Origin of the sequence: Ammonicoccus luteus (assembly GCF_050880385.1) — a bacterium.
Lineage (GTDB): Bacteria > Actinomycetota > Actinomycetes > Propionibacteriales > Propionibacteriaceae > Enemella.
The window spans coordinates 349,183-366,589 of the sequence record NZ_JBNZCI010000002.1 but is presented as its reverse complement, the minus strand read 5'-3'; the positions used below and the strand labels follow the sequence as shown (position 1 = coordinate 366,589).

The window sequence follows — 17,407 nt, the reverse complement described above, 5'->3', positions numbered from 1 at the left end:
GAGAACAAGAAGTCCGGTTGAACAGGACCGGTCGGGGGAGGAAGGTTTCCGTTGGCTACTCAGGCACCCGTGCGTCGCCTCGTGATCGTGGAGTCGCCCACGAAGGCATCCAAGATCGCGAGCTACCTTGGCGACGGCTATGTCGTGGAGTCCAGCCGCGGCCACGTGCGTGACCTTCCGATGCGGGCGTCGGACATCCCGGCGAAGTTCAAGGGCGAACCGTGGACCCGCACCGGCGTGAACATCGACAACGACTTCGAGCCGCTCTATGTGGTCTCCGCGGACAAGAAAGCCACCATCCGGGCGCTCAAGAGCGCCCTTGCGGAGGTCGACGAACTGCTCCTCGCCACCGACGGTGACCGCGAGGGTGAAGCCATCGCATGGCACCTGCTGCAGGAACTCAAGCCGAAGGTCCCGGCCAAGCGGATGGTGTTCCACGAGATCACCCCGCAGGCCATCGCGGAGGCGGTCGCCAACCCGCGCGACCTCGACACCGATCTCGTGGATGCGCAGGAAACCCGGCGCATCCTCGACCGGCTCTACGGCTACGAGGTCTCGCCGGTGCTCTGGCGCAAGGTGTCCCAGGGGCTTTCCGCGGGCCGTGTCCAGTCGGTCGCGACCCGCCTGGTGGTGGACCGGGAGCGCGACCGGATCGCGTTCCGGTCGGCGGCGTACTGGGATCTCGACGCGATCCTCGATGCGGGGGCGGACGCCGAGCCCCGGCTCTTCCCCGCCCGGCTCACCACGGTGGGGGAGCGGCGGATCGCTCAGGGCCGCGACTTCAATTCGGTTGGCGTGCTGACCGGGCAGAACCTGGTGCATCTCGATCAACCCCAGGCGACCACGTTGGCGTCCGCGCTGGAGAAGGCCGCCTGGTCGGTCGCCGGTGTCGAGTCGAAGCCATATCGCCGCAAGCCTTATGCGCCGTTCCGCACCACCACCTTGCAGCAGGAGGCGGGTCGCAAGCTCGGCTTCACCGCGCAGCGGGCGATGTCGGTGGCGCAGGACCTCTATGAGGGCGGCTACATCACCTATATGCGAACCGACTCGGTCGCGCTGTCGGCCCAGGCCATCGACGCCGCCCGCAACCAGGTGCGGCAGCTCTTCGGGCCGGACTATCTGCCGGACGCCCCGCGCGTCTATGCGTCCAAGGTCAAGAACGCCCAGGAGGCGCACGAGGCGATCCGCCCTGCGGGTGAGGTGTTCCAGACCCCGGCCCAGACAGGGCTGGTCGGCGACCAGTTCAGGCTCTATGAGCTGATCTGGATGCGCACCATCGCAAGCCAGATGAAGGACGCCGAGGGGCAGTCGATCAGCGTACGCATCGACGCCCGCCTCCCCGAACCCGCGCAACTTGTCGATCAACCGGTGAGCGCCTGTCAGTTCACCGCCAGCGGGCGCACGATCACGTTCCACGGGTTCCTCAAGGCCTATGTGGAAGCGGTCGACGAAGCGCGCGAGGGCAGCCAGTCGGACGACGCGCAGACGCGCCTCCCGCAGCTGACGCAGGGCCAGCAGCTCGAAGCCGATGAGGTGACTGCCTCCGGGCACGAGACGAAGCCGCCGGCGCGCTTCACCGAGCCGTCGTTGGTCGCCAAGCTCGAGGAGCTGGAGATCGGGCGACCGTCGACCTATGCGTCGATCATCCGCACGATCACCTCGCGCGACTATGTGTTCAAGAAGGGTTCGGCGCTCGTGCCGACATGGCTGGCGTTCGCGGTGACGCGACTGCTGGAGGAGCACTTCCCGAAGCTCGTGGATTACAAGTTCACGGCCTCGATGGAGGAGGACCTCGACGAGATCGCCAAGGGCGACATGCAGCGGCTCGAGGTGCTGAAGGAGTTCTGGTACGGCGCGGGCGACGAACGCGGTCTCCACGCGCTGGTCAACGGGCTCGGTGACATCGATGCCCGCAAGCTGTCGACGTTCCCGCTCGGCGGCGAGGACCTGGAGACCGGCGAGTCCGGGATCGTGGTGCGGGTCGGCCGCTACGGCACCTACGTCGAGACGGGCGAGGAGAAGCGCGCCAACGTTCCCGACGATCTCCCGCCGGACGAGCTCACGGTGGAGTACGCACGGGAACTGCTGTCCAAGCCCATGGGCGAGGAGCGCGAGCTCGGCATCGATCCCGATTCCGGCAACCCGGTCGTCGCGCGCAACGGCCGGTTCGGGCCGTACGTGACCGAGGTGCTGCCCGAGGACGCACCCAAGTCCGCCAAGGCACGCACCGGATCGCTGTTCCGGACCATGACCATCGATGACGTGAGCCTTGAGCAGGCCCTGCAGTTGCTGAACCTGCCCCGCGTGGTGGGCAAGGACGCCGACGGGGTCGAGATCACGGCCCAGAACGGTCGTTACGGGCCCTATCTCAAGAAGGGCACCGACTCGCGGTCGCTGGAGACCGAGGACCAGATCTTCACGGTGACGTTGGAGGAGGCGGAGGCGCTGTACGCACAGCCCAAGCGCCGCGGCCGTGCCGCGGCCAAGCCGCCGCTGAAGGAACTGGGGGAGGATCCTGCAACGGGCAAGCCGATGGTGATCAAGGACGGCCGCTTCGGTCCCTATGTCACCGACGGCGAGACCAACGCCACCCTCCGCCGTGGCGACGATGTCGAGACCGTCACCGCTGAGCGAGCGGCGGAATTGCTGGCTGAGAAGCGGGCCAAGGGTCCGGCTAAGAAGGCTCCGGCGAAGAAGGCGACCGCCAAGAAGACCGCGGCCAAGAAAGCCCCCGCCAAGAAGACCGCGGCCAAGCGGACGACCGCGAAGAAGACCCCCGCGAAAAAGGCCCCCGCTCGGGCCGCGGCGAAGAAGACCACGACGGCGAGCGGCGAGTGAGCGATGGCGAGGCAGGCGCGGCGGCAGCGGACGGTGCTCGAACCGATCGGTGAGGTACGCCGATTCGAGTTGCCCTTCACCGCCGCGCCCGGGCGCCTGATCAAACCCGAAATCGGGCTGTGCAGCATCGCGCTGCGCTCAGGCGAACACAAGCCCTACACCATCGACGTCACCGTCCTCGATGCCCCGGACCTGCGGCTGGTGCGCGCCGGCGTCTGGCTCGCCCACCGGGTCGTCGACGGGCGTGGGGAGTGGTATCTGGCCAGCGACCAATGGGCACCCTGGCTGCCGACCGAGCGCGTCGAGCAGATGGGCGATGTCGACCTGCCGGAGACGTTCGCGGATCTCGTCAGGCCGTTCCGCAGGGGCGCGCCCCTCGGCCCGGTCGTGGCCCTCACGTGCGATCGCGAGGAGTTCACGCTGCGCGGGGATCGGGCCGAGTTGCTGGCGGTGCTGCGGGACGACCGCGTGCAGGTCCGGTCCAGTGGGGTGGTGACGGCGAGCTATCGCGAGGTCACCATCGCCGGAGTGGAGGACCGCTTGCAGAGCCCGCAGATCACCTGGCTGACGGAAGTGCTGTGCGGCGTGGGCGCTTCGCGCGTACTCGAGTTCCCCACCCTCGCCCAACGCATCGGCGCCCCGGCCACCGGACTGAGCGATTTTCCTCCGCCGCGAGACTGCAAGCCGGGCGACTCCCTCGAACAGGTGTGGAGCTATCGGATCGGCCGCCGCATGCGGGAGGTAACCCACGCGGATCTCGCGCTGCGTGCGCGAGCGCCCGGGGCACATCAGGACTTGGTGGAGCGGTTGCGCGAGATTCGGGCACAGTTTCTCGGTTTCATCCCGCTGCTGGATCCCGCGTGGGCGCGGGACCTGGTCGCGGAATTGGACGGGCTGCTCGCCGAACTGGCCGATCCCGACCGAGCGGACACGGTGGTGAACGGGGAGCGATATCTGCGGGTGCTGGACCGGCTCGTGTCCGCCGTTCGGGCTCCCGCGCTGGGTGGGCAGGCGGCCGAACCCGCAGGCGTCGCCCTGGCGGGGGAGTTGGGCGCACGACTGGGCGAATTCGTCATCGCGTGTGACGCGCTCGGCATGAGTGCAGAGGATTCCGCCTGGCAGTCGGCCCTGGCCGCCGCGGCCGGCGTCATCGACAGTTGTCACGTCCAGATCCGACCGAGCGCGCGGGTCGGCCGGATCGGCGAGCGGGCGGCCCGGCTGGCGCGGAGACTGGTCGACTGTGTGCGGGTCACGGAGGAGTACGCAGGGCTGGACGTGGGGTCACTCACCTCTCGTGAGGCCTTTGCCGCGGGGCGACGGTTCGAGCGCCTCTTCGCCGACCAGGGTGCGGCACGCACGGAGTTCCTTGCGCGCTGGGCCCGCCAACGGCCGCGGCTCGTGCGCGACGCCGAAGTCAGGGAAGAAGCCGCGAGCCGTCCGAAAGCAGGACGGGCGGCAGGAAAACGTCGATCACGGGAGAAGCGTTGAGAGGTCTGTTCGTCGTGTTCGAGGGCGGGGACGGGGTGGGGAAGAGCACCCAGGTCCGGCACCTCGCAGAATGGCTGCAGAACGAAGGCCACAGGGTGCTGGTGACCCACGAGCCGGGCGATACCCCCGTGGGACTGAAACTCCGCCAGATCGTGCTGGATCCCGCCACCGGCGACATCGATCCGCGGGCCGAGGCGCTGTTGTTGGCGGCGGACAAGGCGCAACATCTCTATGAGAAGGTCCGACCCGCACTGGCCTCCGGTGTCATGGTCGTCTGCGACCGCTATGTCGACTCACTCATCGCTTATCAGGGCGTCGGGCGGCAGCTGGGTGCCCAGGAGGTCGCCGATCTCGCGCGCTGGGCAACTGCGGACATCGTCCCCGACCTGACGATCCTCATGGATGTCGAGCCCGCGCGTGCGGTCCACCAGAAGACCGACCGCGATCGCCTCGAGGACGCCGGGGCAGAGTTCCACCAGCGCGTCCGGCAAGGCTTCCTCGCCTGTGCCGAGGCCGCTCCCGAGCGCTATCTGGTGCTCCACGCGCGGGACAAGCTGGAACACAACGTGGCGGCGGTGCGCGCCCGAGTGGCGGAACTGATCGCCGCAGCCCGCGCTTGAATGTCGCCCGCGTCTGGCACAGTGAACGACATGGTCACCCCCACGCTGCCCGGCATCTGGTCGGAACTCGTCGGCCAAGAGCCGGCGGTCGCCGTCCTGCAGCGCGCTGTCGCCGGCAAGGCCCACGCGATGACCCACGCCTGGCTCATCACCGGGCCACCGGGCTCCGGGCGGTCCAACGCGGGGCGTGCATTCGCTGCTGCGCTGCAGTGTGCAGCGGGCGGATGCGGTGAGTGTCAGGCCTGCCGCACCTCTTTGTCCGGGGCGCACCCCGACGTCACCCTCGTGCGGACCGAGTTGTTGTCGATCGGCATCGACGAAGTGCGGGAGCTTGCCAGGCGGGCCCAGATGAGCCCCACCCTCGGCCGCTATCAGGTGATCGTGGTCGAGGACGCCGATCGCATCACCGACCGCGGCGCCGATGCCCTGCTGAAGAGCATCGAGGAGCCCGCGACGAAGACGGTGTGGATCCTCTGCGCGCCCACCGCGGACGACGTCGTGGCCACGATCCGCTCCAGATGTCGCCTCCTCACGCTGACCACGCCCTCGGACGCCGCGGTCGCCCAACTGCTCACCAACCGGGACGGCATCGATCCTGCGATGGCCGAGCACGCGGCCCGGGCCGCGCAGGGCCACATCGGCCGGGCCCGCAAGCTCGCCCGGGACGAGGACGCGCGCGCCCGACGCCGGGAGGTTCTCCTCCTGCCGGGCCGACTCACGGGTCTGGGGCCGTGCCTCACCGCGGCGGCCAACCTCGTGGAATCGTGCGCGGCCGAGGCGTCGGCAGCCACCGGCGAACTCGACCGGGCGGAGCGGGCGGAGCTGGAGGAAGCTCTTGGGTTCGGCACGAAGGGCGCCCGGCCCCGGCAGACAGCCACCGCGCTCAAGGCTCTTGAGGACCAGCAGAAAGCCCGGGCCAAGCGGCTGCAGCGCGACGCGATCGACCGCGCCCTCACGGAGCTGACGACGTATCACCGGGACGTCCTCACCCTTCAAACGGGTGCCGGTGCGCGGTTGATCAACCCCGACCTCGAGCACCAGCTCATGGCTGCCGCACGCAGCTCGACCGCAGAGACGACCATCCGTCGGATCGATGCGATTCTCGCTTGCCGCACCGCGCTGGCGACCAACGTTGCCCCCCTCCTGGCGGTCGAGGCGATGATGATCGCGCTCGTCGAAGCACAGCGCTTCGACTGATCCGGGGAGCCGTGTCGCTCACGGGTTCGGCCGGACGTTCCTGACAGACTGGCCTGCAGGCACCTGGCGCCGGTGCGTCGGGCTGCTTGGTTCGAACTCTTCCCCTGCAGCAAAGGTCCCGCCAATGAGTCTTCGTGAAGCTCCCTCCCGGTCCGGCGCCAGCAAGGCACCCAAGGACACGGAAGCCGATACCAAGCCGGTCAGCGCGTTGCCGCGGCCAAAGTTCGGCGATCTGCGCTCAGCGGACGGCGAAACGGTAGCCCCCTCCGCGGCCGGCAACGAACGCACCAAACTCCAGCCTGCGGCCGGTCCCGAGGAGACCGCGGTCCTTCCGGCTGCGGGTGCCGGAACCGCTGCTGCCGATGGCCCGGAGGATCCTGTCACGGCCCGGGAACGCCGCCGGACCGAACGCGACAGGGCCTTGGGCACTCGCCGCCGCGCCCCCGAGCAGTTGTCCGACGAACCGGTGGTCGAGCAGCAGGCGGGCGCTCCTGTCATCGTCCGCAACACCGACAGGTTCTTCGGCTCGCTCGGGCTGTTCCTGCTGCGCGTGGTCGCTGCCGCGATCATCGGCCTGCATGGCTTCGCGAAGGCTCTCGACATCCAGTCGGTGCAGGCAATGCTGGCGAACACGGTCATTCCGGAGCCGGTGATCATGTCCTTTGTGTTGACGGGCGCCGAGGTCGCGATCGCACTGGCGCTGTTGTTCGGTCTGTTCACCCGAGTTGCAGGCCTTGGTCTCGCTGCCATCGGGATCGGTGCCCTCGTGTTCGTGCACTGGGTGACCAACCCCTTCGCAGGGAACGCCCTTTCGGGTGAGCTGGAGTTGTTGCTCGCTGGAGTCGGACTGCTGTTCCTGTTCGTGGGGGCGGGCGGCTGGAGCGTGGACGCCGCGTTCCGGCGCCGCCGGTCGGCCGAAGCCGTGTGAGCCCTCTCGAGTGCAACTAGGCCCGGGGGCCCGCTCGGTCCTTTTCCCTCTAGGGTGAGCCCATGCGATCCGTCATGGCCGTGACCTTCACTCCCCATGGGCGCTTGAGCTATGTCGATCCTGGGCCGTTCGAGGTGCGGGTCGGTGACCACGTGCTCGTGCCGACCGAGTCGGGACCGGAAGTCGCACAATGCGTCTGGGCGCCGGAGGAGGTCGCCGGTCTGGAACGCGCGGACCTGCCGGTGTGTCTGGGTCTCGCCGACGCGGAGGACCTGGCGCGGGATGCGATCAACCGCAAGCGACGGGCGGAGGTCCGGGTCGTTGCCAACCGACTCGTCCGGCGCCACAAACTGCCGATGAAGCTCGTCGGGGTCGACTGGCTGGACCAGTCGGACGAGGTCGATCGTGAGGCCGTCATCTATTTCACCGCACCGGGACGGGTGGATTTCCGGATCCTCGTCAGCGACCTGGCGCGGACGTTGAACGCCCGAATCGACCTGCGTCAGGTGGGGACGAGGGACGCCGCCCGCCTGATCGGCGGGGTCGGCCATTGCGGGCGCGACCTGTGCTGCGCCAGCTTCAAGACCGAACTCGAGCCGGTCACGCTGCGCCTCGCCCGGGACCAGCACCTTTCCCCCAACCCGCTCGCGATCTCGGGTGCCTGCGGAAAGCTCATGTGCTGCCTCAAATATGAGCACCCGCTCTATGTCGAGTTCACCCGCGACGCCCCGGCAATCGGGTCCACGGTTCTCACCGAGGAAGGCGAGGCCAGGGTGATCGGCCACAGCGTGCCGACCGACTCGGTCGTCCTGCGGATGTCGGAGAGTGGGGAAGTGGCGCCGTGCACGAGGGCTGATTCGTGTGCAGCCCGCGCGGCGTACGAGGCGGCAGAGACAAAGGGAAGGCGACCTCGCCGTCGCCGGATCAAGAATGTTGGAGAAGACTCCTAGGCTGCTTCTCGTGCGTCTCCGCCTAGCCGTCCCCGCCGGGTTGATGACCCTGATGGTCGGATGCTCGATGCTCCCGGGGGGTCAGGACCCGCGCCCCGAACCCAACACGCCAGCCGGGGCGCCCAGCACCACGCCCCAAGTCCCGCCGCGCACCTCGCCGGATCGCCCGAGCCCGCCCGTGCCCGATGTGCGACCGGAGGGGCTCGTCGGTCCGCCGCCGGGTCTCGGCCTGGAACGCTATCGACAGCAGGCAGTGACCTGGGGGCCCTGCCGGGGCGGGGCTCACCAGTGTGCCGAAGTTCTGGCCCCGCTCGACTGGGCTGACCCGGACGGCGACGTGGCACTCACGCTCTCTCTGCTGCGGGTCCCCGCCACTGCTCAGCCGCGACTCGGGACGATCTTCGTCAATCCGGGTGGCCCGGGCGAACCCGGCACTGGACTCGCTGCAAGGTTTGCCCGGAAGGGTCTTGAGCAATTCGACATCGTGGGCTGGGATCCGCGGGGAACGGGACGCTCCACCCCGGTCGCGTGCGCCGACGGCGCCGACCTCGACGAATTCTTCGACGTCGACGTGTCTCCCGACGACGACGCCGAACGAGAGGGCCTTCTGCGGGCAAGCGAGGGGTTCGGCCGAGCCTGCCTCGAGCACTCCGGCCGTCTCCTGCAGCACATCTCCACCCACGACACGGTCGCCGATCTCGACCTGCTCCGGGCACTGCTCGGTGACGAGAAGCTCAACTTCTTCGGCTATTCCTATGGCACCGACATCGGTTCGCGCTATGCCCACACGCACCCCGAGCGCGTGGGGCGGATCGTGCTCGACGGCGCGGTCGACATCACCGGTGCCGAGGAGGTCATTCAGGCGACCGGCTTCGATCGTGCGCTGCAGAACTTCGCCGATTGGTGTGCGGCGGAGCGATGCTCGCTGGGGCGTGACCGGGACAGCGTGCTTCGTGCCGTCACCAACCTCCTCGACCGCCTCGACAACCGTCCACTTCGGGTGGGCGATCGACGACTCACCCAGTCCCAGGCGGTCACGGGTGTGATCGTTGCGCTCTACGGAGCCGAGGACGAGTGGAGCCTGTTGCGCAACGCGCTGCAGCGGGCCCGGGCCGGCGATGGCGCGCTCCTGCTTCAGATGGCGGATTTCTACAACGCCCGCCGCGACGACGGGACCTATGACAACAGGCTTGCTGCCTTCACCGCGATCCGCTGCCTCGATGAGGGCGACCGGGGTGTCGCCGGAGCCGATCAGCGCGCCACGGAACAGAACGAGAAGGCACCCGTGCTGGGACCGTATTTCGGCGCGGACTATCTGTGCCCCCTCTGGCCGGTCCGGCCCGTGCCCGCACCAGAACCCGTGACCGCGGAAGGGGCCGCGCCCATCCTCGTGATCGGCGCGACCGGCGACTCCGCGACGCCCTATGAACACGCTCAGACGATGGCGCGGCAGCTCGCCTCCGGGGTCCTGCTGACCTACCACGGGCCGGGACACGGGACCTACGGAGGCCGCTCGGACTGCGTCGACCAAGCTGTGGTCCGCTATTTCACGCAAGAGCCGCCGACAGCGGACGAGAACTGTCAATGAAAGGTGCCGAGCACCTATTGTCCACGCCGTGGACATGTGTATACGCTGTATACATGAGTCGGGAGGTCCGACTCGGAATCCAAGAAGGAACCACCCATGGCCGACCACACCACCCCTTGGCACCCCGGCGAGCCGTGCTGGGCAGACATCACCGTCACCGATCTCGAGCGCAGCAAGAAGTTCTATCAAGACGTCTTCGGCTGGGAATACACCGGCGGCGAGCCGGAATTCGGGGGCTACACCAATGCCACCGTGGGCGGCCGCACGGTCGCGGCCATGGCCCCGCCCATGCCCGGCTGGGATGACCAGTCCGCCTGGGTCGTCTATCTCGGCAGTGACGACATCGACAAGACCCACGAGGCGGTCAAGGCCGCGGGCGGTCACCCGGTCATGGAGCCCATGCAGGTCGGCCCCTTCGGAAAGATGGGTCTCTGGACCGATCCGACGGGTGCCCTGGTGGGCGCCTGGCAGGGTGCCGAGCATCAAGGCTTCGGGGTCGTCGACGAGCCGGGCTCGGTCGCGTGGTGCGACCTCATGTCCGCAGACTTCGACAAGGCCTCGGCTTTCTTCGCCGATGCGTTCGGGTTCGCGTACGAGCCGATGGGGGAGGGGTACGCGTTGTACACGGTCCCCACGCAACCGGACCGACCGGCCGGGGGCATCGGGCAGGCCGCTGACGGCTCGACCCCCGGCTGGAACGTCTGCTTCCACGTCGACCGGATCGAAACCGCTCTGGAGCGGATCGAGCGGGCCGGCGGCAAGACGCTCGGCGAGCCGACCGACTTCGAGTTCGGCCGGTTCGCGTCGGCGTCCGGGCCGGATGGAGAGACCTTCGTGGTGTTCACGGGCAAGGGCGATGCCTGACCCCGAGCCCGCCGCCGATCACCCCCGCGACACCTATCACCACGGTCAGCTCGGCCCGGCGCTCGTCGAGGCCGGGCTGGCCCTGGCAAGGGTCGGAGGGCCCGAGGCGATCGTGATCCGCGAGGTCACCCGCCGAGCCGGGGTGACGCCGCGGGCGGCGTACCGGCACTTCCAATCCCGCGAAGCACTCGTCCAGGCGGTCGCGGAAGCGGCCCACGCCCGGCTCGCCGACGTCATCACTCGTCATGTCCACGAGATCACGACCGAGGATCCGACGGAGCGGGCTCGGGGGCTGCTGCGGGCGGTGGGGCGTGGGTACATCGAGTTCGCGCTCTCCGAACCGGGCTGGTTCGAGGTCGCGTTCTTCGTCCTGCGTGACCTGGAGCGCGCCGAGGCATTGGAAGCGGCGGGGGAGGAGGGGCGGACGCCCTATCAACTCCTCGGCGACGCGCTCGACGCGCTCGTCGAGACCGGGGAACTCGCCGAGGACGAGCGGTTCGGGGCGGACCTGTTCTGTTGGTCGACGGTGCACGGGTACGCGGTGCTCGCCACCAAAGGTCCACTGCGTGACCTGCCCCCCGGCATGGTCACGAACATGGCGGAGTTCGTGGTGGACGCCGCTCTTCGCGGCGTCGTTTCCCGAGCAGCGGGCGACTGACCGGCGACCCCGGCGGCCATTTGTGGGCAGAACGCCGGAGTCGCTATAGTGTTCCACTGGTCGGTGCGCTGGCCACGCCGCCTTAGCTCAGTAGGCAGAGCAACTCACTCGTAATGAGTAGGTCGGGGGTTCGACTCCCCCAGGCGGCTCCATTCTCTTGCGGGTCCTCACGCCTTCCCGGCCGGAGCGACGAACAGGTCCATATAGCCGTGCGACTGCCGCGCGTTCTGGAGGTCCTGCGCGTGCTTGTCGAGCGCGATGTCCTCACCGATCGTCGGCCGCCACTGCGTGACCTCGGTCGGCTCACCGTCGTCATCGAGGCCGACGAGCACCATGAGGCAGTGACAGTTGAGCTCCATGAGTCGGGTTGTCGGATCGCCCGTCCGGACGTGCACGGAGATGTGCATGGTCTTGTCCGTGGTGTGCAGCAACCGGGCCTCGATCTCCACGAGGTGCCCGATGATCATCGGGCGATAGAAGCGGACGCCACCTGCGTACACCGCAATCGCCTCACCACCGGTCCACCGCTGAGCACAGGCATATGCCGCCTCGTCGATCCACCCCATGACCGTGCCGCCGTGGACCTTGCCGCCCCAGTTGACATCGGTCGGCTTGGCGAGAAACCGCATGGTGATGCGCTCGCCCTGGCCGGCTTCGGTGTAAGAAGCGCGGCTCATCAGCTGCTCGATCTCCTTGCGGGACTTGTCGAGTTCCTCGGCGTCGGCGAAGAACTTCTTGTCCAGCTCGGTCTCCGGCGTGAACTGCGGGACCTCGACGCTCCTGCCGTTCTCGTCGATGGCGACGAACACCAGTGCGCAGCGGCAGGCCTCGTGCATCTCGTTGCTGCGCGGCGAGCCCGCACGCACCGTGACGAGGATCGTCATGCTGGTGCGGCCGGTGCGCACAATCCGGGCATTGGTCTCCACCAACTCACCGTTGGCGATCGCATGGTTGAACACGACGTTGCCGACATAGGCGGTGACGGTGGGCTTCTTCGCCCACGCGACCGCGATGCCATAGGCGGCCTTGTCGATCCACTCCAGCACGCGCCCGCCGGGCACTTTGCCCTGGAGGCCGATGTCGGTAGGGGCGGCGAGGAACCGGAATGTGAGTTCATTGTTCGACATGGCCTCACTCTTCCCGATCCGAGGCTTCCCGGGGAAGCCCCTGCCCACCTGCCGACTCCCCGGTGTCCGGATCCGGAGCCGATTCGGCCTGCTCGTTGACCCATCCGGCGAGCAGGCGCATCTTTCTCTCGGATTCCGACCCGGCTCGCGTCGTATAGATGAAGAGCGTCTGATCCTCCTCGCCCGCGACATCGAGGGCCTCGTAATCCACGTCCAACTCTCCCACCACGGGGTGGTTGAACCTCTTCACGCCCGCCGTCCGCTCGACGACGCGCTGCTCCGCCCACCAGTTGCGGAACTCCTCGGACTGCACCGCCAGGTCGCCGACGAGTTCCTTGAGCAGAGGGTCGTCGGGATGCCGCCCGGCGTCCATCCGCAGCGTCCCCACCATGGAGCGCACGGTCGCTGCCCAGTCCCGATAGCGGGTCCGCGCCTCGGGATCGAGCAGCGCCCAGCGCAGCAGATTCCGTTGTCGCACCGGTTCGGCCATGAAGTCGTGCAGGACGAATCCGGCCAACGGGTTCATCGCGAGAACGTCGGTGCGCCGACCCCGGACGAATGCGGGCAGGTGAGGGATCGACGCCAGCAGTTGGTGCAGTGACGGGCGCACGCGCTGGACCCGGCGGTCGGCTGCGACCGATCCGGTGGTGCCCGTGGCGGCCCGGGCGAGCGCGAAGAGGTGCTGACGCGCCGACGAGTCCAGTTGCAGCGCATCGGCCAGCCCGTTGAGCACGCCTTCGGATGGGGATCGATGTCGGCCCTGCTCGAGGCGCGTGTAGTAGTCCGGGCTGAGCCCCGCCTGCTGGGCGACCTCCTCGCGGCGAAGGCCCGGCACGCGACGGGGCCGGAGCTCGGCCAAGAGCGCGGGGTCCGGTGCGACCATTGCCCGCCGGGCTTTGAGGAACTCCCCGAGTTCGTTGCCGGCCATGCTTCCCCCTCGGTCGGGATGCGCCGCGATCAGGTGGTGCGGTGCATCGTGTGGACCGCCGCCCGGGCGAGCGGCTTCACCATGAGATCGATGTTGTCATGGGGCGGCCGGTGACGGGGCTCAGCCCGGTTCCACCCACCGCCGGAGGCTGTCGGCGACGTGTGTTTGGATGGAGGGAACGTCGAGCGCGAAGGAGAGACATGGCGAGCGAAGGTCTGCACGAAGAAAACCTCAGTGACGAAGCCCTGGATTGGCACCGCGCGATCGTCTCCACGATGGAAGAGCTGGAGGCGGTGGATTGGTATAACCAGCGCGCCGAGAAGGCCGTCGACCCCGAGCTGAAGAAGATCCTCGAACACAACCGTGACGAGGAGATCGAGCACGCCTCGATGCTCATCGAATGGTTGCGCCGTCGCAACCCCAAGTTCGATGAGGAACTCAACACCTATATCAACACCGAGGGCTCGATCGTCGAGGTCGAAGAAGAGGCGATGGGCAAGGACTGACGCATCGCGGGGGCTGAGACCATGGGGCCCACCGTGCTGGTCGTCGACGACCAGCCGCAGATCAGGGAAGTGCTCAAGGCCTACTTGGAGGCCGACGGGTTCACGGTCCTCGAAGCCGAGACCGCTGCCCGCGCGCTGGCGGTCGTCGATGCCGAGTCCCCGGAAATGATCCTGCTGGACGTCGGCCTGCCCGACACCGACGGGATTGAAGTCCTGCGGCAACTCCGGGCGTTGCCGGACCCGGCGCGGGCGGGGGCTTACGTGATGATCGTCACCGCCCGCAGCGAGGAGATCGACAAGCTGATCAGTCTCGCGGTGGGTGCGGATGACTACGTGACCAAACCGTTCAGTCCCCGCGAGGTGGTCGCCCGCGTGAAGGCGATCATGCGGCGCGATCGTGGGCCTGCGGAACCGGAGGGGTTGCGGTTCGTTGGGCTGGAGGTACGCCCGACCGAGCGCGAGCTGAGTGTCGACGGGAGTGCGGTCGAGCTGTCGGCACTGGAGTTCGACCTGCTGGTCGCCCTCGCGGAGGCACCGGGCCGAGTGTTCTCGAGGGTGCAGTTGCTGGAGAAGGTCTGGGGTTATGACTTCTTCGGCGACGAGCGAGTGGTCGATGTGCACATCGGCAACCTGCGCCGCAAACTGTCCGACGATGCGACCGCCCCCCGCTTCATCCGTACTGTGCGGGGGGTGGGATACAAGTTCGTCGGGGAGCGGGCATGAAGCGGTTGTCGATCCGGTTGTTCATCACACATCTGGCGGTGGCACTGGTCGGTGGCCTGGTCACCGCGCTGCTGGTCCGCCTGCTGGTGCCGCGGCTCTATGACGAGGCGTCGCATGGCCTCGGCATGGGCCGCGGTCGCGGTGGGCAGGGCGGTCAGATGTGGCAGATCGTCGCCACGTCGGTCGATCAGGCACTGATCGTCGGCGTGATAGCCGGAGTGCTCCTGGCGATCGTCCTGGGGCTGCTGCTGTCCTGGCGATTGCTCGCGCCGTTGCGCGAGATGCAGCACGCCACCAAGCAGTTGGCGGCCGGCGACTATCGGCTGGAGGTGGCCCGGCCGGGCACCACGGAACTCGCCGAACTCGCCGACGATGTCAACGCTCTCGCCGGGGCGCTGGCGACGACCGATGCGCGTCGGGTCCGGCTGATCTCGGAGGTCGCGCACGAGATGCGCACCCCGTTGACCGTGATCGACGGCTACGTCGAGGGCATGATCGACGGCGTCTTCGTCGCAGACGCGGAACGGCTCGGAAGCATCAGCACGGAGGTGCGCAGGCTCCGGCGTCTCACGGACGACCTCTCCACGCTGTCCCGCGTCGAGGAGGGGCGGCTCGAACTGGAGATGGCCGAGGTGGACCTCGCGGCGCTGGTCCGCCGCTCGGCCGAGCGGTTCGAGCCGCAGTTCGAGGAGGCCGACGTGCGCCTGCACAGCCTGGTCACGGGCAAACTCATCGCCCGCGCAGATGCGGATCGCATCGGTCAGGTGGTCGGGAATCTCCTGGGCAACGCGCTGCGGGCGACCCGCGAGCGCACCGGAGGGGAAGTGCTGCTCGGGATCGCCCGCACGAACGAGGGTGGCCGGGCCGTCGCCCGGCTCACCGTGACCGACAACGGCGTGGGTCTCACGACCGACGAACTGACGAAGATCTTCGAACGCTTCTATCGAGCGCCGAGCGCCCGCGACACCGCGGGCTCGGGCATCGGGTTGACCATCGCCCGCGATATCGTCCGCGCCCACGGTGGAGAGCTCACGGCCAACTCGCCGGGGCCGGGCAAGGGCGCGACCCTTACCCTCACCCTGCCGCTGGTCTGAGACTGCCTGCGGACCTTCAGCGGTTCGGGCAGTTCTCCCGGTCCATCGGGCCCTGCTGGGCACCCGCGCCGTTGCCCTGGCCCATCCGGCCCCGGCCCTGGCCCATCCGGCCTTGGCCTTGGTCCATCCGGCCTTGGCCCTGGCCCAGGCCGACGGTCTCACCGCGGGCTGCGGCCTCGAACGCACGAAGGTGGTTCTCCGAGCCCTTGAGCAGGTTGCCGTAGACCCGGTCGAGGTCGGCGTTGTCGGAGGTTTCGATGGCCTCCTGCAGGTCGCTGATATCGGCCTTCTCCAGTTCGATGCCGACCGCGATCGCGGCCTCCTTGGACTCCATCCCGCGCTGATACCAGTCGTCCCACAGTTCCTGCAGTGCGGGGTCGGCGTACTTCCCGACTTCCGCGCCCGCCGACGGATCCGGCAGCTGATAGCGCGAGATGACGCGACCCATGGCATCGAAATGGCGCTGTTCGCTCTTTGCGATGCGCTCGAACTGGCGGACGTCCCACTTCTCGTCGAAGGTCTCGTAGAGCTCCTTGGCCAGCCGTTCCTCATCCCGCATGAAGGCGATGTCGGTCTTCTCCGCGTCGCTCAGCGGGGCGGTCGCCATGGCGGTGGCCCGGGGTCCGGTGCCGGGGTCGGGGCGGTCGGTGGGCGGTCCGGCGTACGCCGGCACGGCGGCCAGAAGGGCGAACGCTGTCACTGCGGCAGCGGCCAGCCCGAACGACTTCCTGGTGGTCATGTCACTCACTCCCAGGTCTGGAGGAGCACGATTTGCTTCCTCACCACTATTTCACTGCGCCACTGTGAAGGCGGTCCGGCCTGAAATGTGATGAAAGTGTGAAGCCGGTTCGCCCTGTCGCACTCTTGGTGCGTGAGAAGGTCCCCTCAGGTGGGAGTCTGCGTTCGGCATGGACTCTCAGCGAGAAGCCTGGCCCAGGAGGATCGATGAATCAGCCGCCCACTCCGCCGCAGGGCCCGCCCGGTGGGCCATGGCCGCCACAGCAGCCGCACGGTTCGCATTGGCAGCCCCAGCAGTCGTTCGAGCCGGACACGTTCCGGCCGCAGCAGTGGCCGCCCGCCGGAGGAGGGCAGGACCCCAGCTCGGGGAAAAAGCCGCCCGGCAAGGGTCTGGTGGTCGGCATCGTCGCGGCGGCAGTCGCTGTCTTGGCTCTGGTCGTTGTCGGAATCTTCACGCTGCGACCCGCCGCGAAGCCCGCGCAGCAGCCGGTCACTCCGCAGAGTCCTGGGGCCGGCAGCACGCCGACCACCGGTCCGACGACGCCGACGGGCTCGGCGGACGGGCGCTATTCCGCCAACAGCCAGTTCGCCAACGGCCCCGTGGATGGCTGGGACTGCGACAACAACTGCTCCTTCGAGGGCGGTCGGCTGCATATCTCCGCGACCATCCCCGCCGATGAGGAATCCACAGATTGGTGGCATACCCAAACCGAAGGCTGGGCGCAGGGCAACGTGCAGAAGTCGACTGTCACGCTCGAGGGCGTTTCGTTCGAGGGGTACGGCGGAGAGAGTTTCGTCGGTATCAAATGCGGCTCGACGGTGGTGAACAGGGAACTGACCGACGCCTTCCAGGTGGAGGTGAAGGCCGACGGCACGGTGCAGAACTACAAGCTGGTCGGCAGCGAATGGGAATCCTTCGGCCAGCCGTCCACTCACAACGGCGATCACCTCAACCCGGGTGACCTCACGTTCACCTGCGAACAGACGGGCGAGGACTTCACGGTGAGCGTCGCCGCCCAGGGCCTCGACTTGTCGACGACCTATCGCGGCGTCAACCGACAGGGGACGACGCTGCTTGCCTATGGCGGTTACGGCGAGCCCGGCACACGGGTGGGGTTCTCGACGACGGGCGTGCGATACGAAGCCAACGAATAGCCGCG

General features: G+C 68.2%; 16 protein-coding genes and 1 tRNA gene. 14 read left to right on the top strand and 3 right to left on the bottom strand.

Features of this window, described 5'->3' with window-relative positions; genetic code table 11:
- Window positions 1-51 precede the first annotated feature (51 nt).
- The 10 genes from topA to ACQ260_RS07020 all read left to right on the top strand — a co-directional run bounded on the left by topA (window position 52) and on the right by ACQ260_RS07020 (window position 11,283).
- Window positions 52-2,838, top strand: coding sequence for a type I DNA topoisomerase (gene topA / locus ACQ260_RS07065; protein ID WP_432558712.1), 2,787 nt, complete (start codon window positions 52-54; stop codon window positions 2,836-2,838).
- A 3-nt stretch (window positions 2,839-2,841) separates the two neighbouring features.
- Window positions 2,842-4,326 carry a CYTH domain-containing protein gene (locus ACQ260_RS07060; protein WP_432558711.1) on the top strand — a complete coding sequence of 495 codons (1,485 nt, stop codon included), beginning with the start codon at window positions 2,842-2,844 and terminating at the stop codon, window positions 4,324-4,326.
- Window positions 4,323-4,946, top strand: a complete 624-nt coding sequence (gene tmk / locus ACQ260_RS07055; RefSeq protein ID WP_432558710.1) for a dTMP kinase — start codon at window positions 4,323-4,325, stop codon at window positions 4,944-4,946. The genes ACQ260_RS07060 and tmk overlap by 4 nt, the downstream gene beginning before the upstream one ends.
- A 30-nt stretch (window positions 4,947-4,976) precedes the next feature.
- A complete protein-coding gene (locus ACQ260_RS07050) occupies window positions 4,977-6,143 on the top strand; it encodes a DNA polymerase III subunit delta' (RefSeq protein WP_432558709.1) in 1,167 nt (388 codons plus the stop codon).
- A 124-nt stretch (window positions 6,144-6,267) separates the two neighbouring features.
- Window positions 6,268-7,071 (top strand): DoxX family protein, encoded by an 804-nt coding sequence (locus tag ACQ260_RS07045; RefSeq protein ID WP_432558708.1) that lies wholly within the window; start codon window positions 6,268-6,270, stop codon window positions 7,069-7,071.
- Window positions 7,072-7,133: 62 nt separating this feature from the next.
- Window positions 7,134-8,021 carry a PSP1 domain-containing protein gene (locus ACQ260_RS07040; RefSeq protein WP_432558707.1) on the top strand — a complete coding sequence of 296 codons (888 nt, stop codon included), beginning with the start codon at window positions 7,134-7,136 and terminating at the stop codon, window positions 8,019-8,021.
- A gap of 10 nt (window positions 8,022-8,031) precedes the next feature.
- The gene (locus ACQ260_RS07035) at window positions 8,032-9,609 is read left to right on the top strand and encodes an alpha/beta fold hydrolase (protein WP_432558706.1); all 1,578 of its coding nucleotides are present in this window, start codon (window positions 8,032-8,034) and stop codon (window positions 9,607-9,609) included.
- A 96-nt stretch (window positions 9,610-9,705) separates the two neighbouring features.
- Window positions 9,706-10,473, top strand: coding sequence for a VOC family protein (locus ACQ260_RS07030; protein WP_432558705.1), 768 nt, complete (start codon window positions 9,706-9,708; stop codon window positions 10,471-10,473).
- Entirely contained in the window at window positions 10,466-11,131 is a 666-nt protein-coding gene (locus ACQ260_RS07025) for a TetR/AcrR family transcriptional regulator (RefSeq protein ID WP_432558704.1), read from the top strand. Before ACQ260_RS07030 ends, ACQ260_RS07025 begins: the two co-directional genes overlap by 8 nt.
- A 76-nt stretch (window positions 11,132-11,207) precedes the next feature.
- Window positions 11,208-11,283, top strand: a tRNA-Thr gene (locus ACQ260_RS07020).
- 15 nt (window positions 11,284-11,298) lie between these two features.
- Here the strand turns inward: ACQ260_RS07020 and ACQ260_RS07015 are convergent.
- Together ACQ260_RS07015 and ACQ260_RS07010 are read right to left on the bottom strand one after the other, a co-directional pair.
- Window positions 11,299-12,258, bottom strand: a complete 960-nt coding sequence (locus ACQ260_RS07015) for an acyl-CoA thioesterase (RefSeq protein ID WP_432558703.1) — start codon at window positions 12,256-12,258, stop codon at window positions 11,299-11,301.
- Between the two features lie 4 nt (window positions 12,259-12,262).
- Window positions 12,263-13,186 carry a helix-turn-helix transcriptional regulator gene (locus ACQ260_RS07010; RefSeq protein WP_432558702.1) on the bottom strand — a complete coding sequence of 308 codons (924 nt, stop codon included), beginning with the start codon at window positions 13,184-13,186 and terminating at the stop codon, window positions 12,263-12,265.
- 200 nt (window positions 13,187-13,386) lie between these two features.
- Between ACQ260_RS07010 and ACQ260_RS07005 the strand changes: the two genes are divergently transcribed.
- Genes ACQ260_RS07005 through ACQ260_RS06995 form a run of 3 tightly spaced genes read left to right on the top strand, consistent with a single transcriptional unit; the run spans window position 13,387 to window position 15,509 of the window.
- Entirely contained in the window at window positions 13,387-13,692 is a 306-nt protein-coding gene (locus ACQ260_RS07005; protein WP_432558701.1) for a ferritin family protein, read from the top strand.
- Window positions 13,693-13,713: 21 nt separating this feature from the next.
- Complete coding sequence (locus tag ACQ260_RS07000) at window positions 13,714-14,415, top strand: winged helix-turn-helix domain-containing protein (protein ID WP_432558700.1); 702 nt, start codon at window positions 13,714-13,716, stop codon at window positions 14,413-14,415.
- A complete protein-coding gene (locus tag ACQ260_RS06995) occupies window positions 14,412-15,509 on the top strand; it encodes a sensor histidine kinase (protein WP_432558699.1) in 1,098 nt (365 codons plus the stop codon). Before ACQ260_RS07000 ends, ACQ260_RS06995 begins: the two co-directional genes overlap by 4 nt.
- A 16-nt stretch (window positions 15,510-15,525) precedes the next feature.
- Here ACQ260_RS06995 and ACQ260_RS06990 read toward each other — a convergent pair whose 3' ends face one another.
- Window positions 15,526-16,248, bottom strand: a complete 723-nt coding sequence (locus tag ACQ260_RS06990; protein ID WP_432558698.1) for a DUF2202 domain-containing protein — start codon at window positions 16,246-16,248, stop codon at window positions 15,526-15,528.
- 206 nt (window positions 16,249-16,454) lie between these two features.
- Here ACQ260_RS06990 and ACQ260_RS06985 point away from each other — a divergent pair, with 206 nt between their 5' ends.
- Window positions 16,455-17,402: a hypothetical protein gene (locus ACQ260_RS06985; RefSeq protein WP_432558697.1), complete on the top strand. Its 948-nt coding sequence runs from the start codon at window positions 16,455-16,457 to the stop codon at window positions 17,400-17,402.
- The last annotated feature ends 5 nt before the right edge of the window (window positions 17,403-17,407 follow it).

Excerpts from the sequence above, each read along its gene's own strand:
- ACQ260_RS07060 (WP_432558711.1), top strand. The coding sequence starts at position 2,842 with ATGGCGAGGCAGGCGCGGCGGCAGCGGACGGTGCTCGAACCGATCGGT.
- ACQ260_RS07050 (WP_432558709.1), top strand. The coding sequence starts at position 4,977 with ATGGTCACCCCCACGCTGCCCGGCATCTGGTCGGAACTCGTCGGCCAA.
- ACQ260_RS07045 (WP_432558708.1), top strand. The coding sequence starts at position 6,268 with ATGAGTCTTCGTGAAGCTCCCTCCCGGTCCGGCGCCAGCAAGGCACCC.
- ACQ260_RS07040 (WP_432558707.1), top strand. The coding sequence starts at position 7,134 with ATGCGATCCGTCATGGCCGTGACCTTCACTCCCCATGGGCGCTTGAGC.
- ACQ260_RS07030 (WP_432558705.1), top strand. The coding sequence starts at position 9,706 with ATGGCCGACCACACCACCCCTTGGCACCCCGGCGAGCCGTGCTGGGCA.
- ACQ260_RS07025 (WP_432558704.1), top strand. The coding sequence starts at position 10,466 with ATGCCTGACCCCGAGCCCGCCGCCGATCACCCCCGCGACACCTATCAC.
- ACQ260_RS07015 (WP_432558703.1), bottom strand. The coding sequence starts at position 12,258 with ATGTCGAACAATGAACTCACATTCCGGTTCCTCGCCGCCCCTACCGAC.
- ACQ260_RS07010 (WP_432558702.1), bottom strand. The coding sequence starts at position 13,186 with ATGGCCGGCAACGAACTCGGGGAGTTCCTCAAAGCCCGGCGGGCAATG.
- ACQ260_RS07005 (WP_432558701.1), top strand. The coding sequence starts at position 13,387 with ATGGCGAGCGAAGGTCTGCACGAAGAAAACCTCAGTGACGAAGCCCTG.
- ACQ260_RS07000 (WP_432558700.1), top strand. The coding sequence starts at position 13,714 with ATGGGGCCCACCGTGCTGGTCGTCGACGACCAGCCGCAGATCAGGGAA.
- ACQ260_RS06995 (WP_432558699.1), top strand. The coding sequence starts at position 14,412 with ATGAAGCGGTTGTCGATCCGGTTGTTCATCACACATCTGGCGGTGGCA.
- ACQ260_RS06990 (WP_432558698.1), bottom strand. The coding sequence starts at position 16,248 with ATGACCACCAGGAAGTCGTTCGGGCTGGCCGCTGCCGCAGTGACAGCG.
- ACQ260_RS06985 (WP_432558697.1), top strand. The coding sequence starts at position 16,455 with ATGAATCAGCCGCCCACTCCGCCGCAGGGCCCGCCCGGTGGGCCATGG.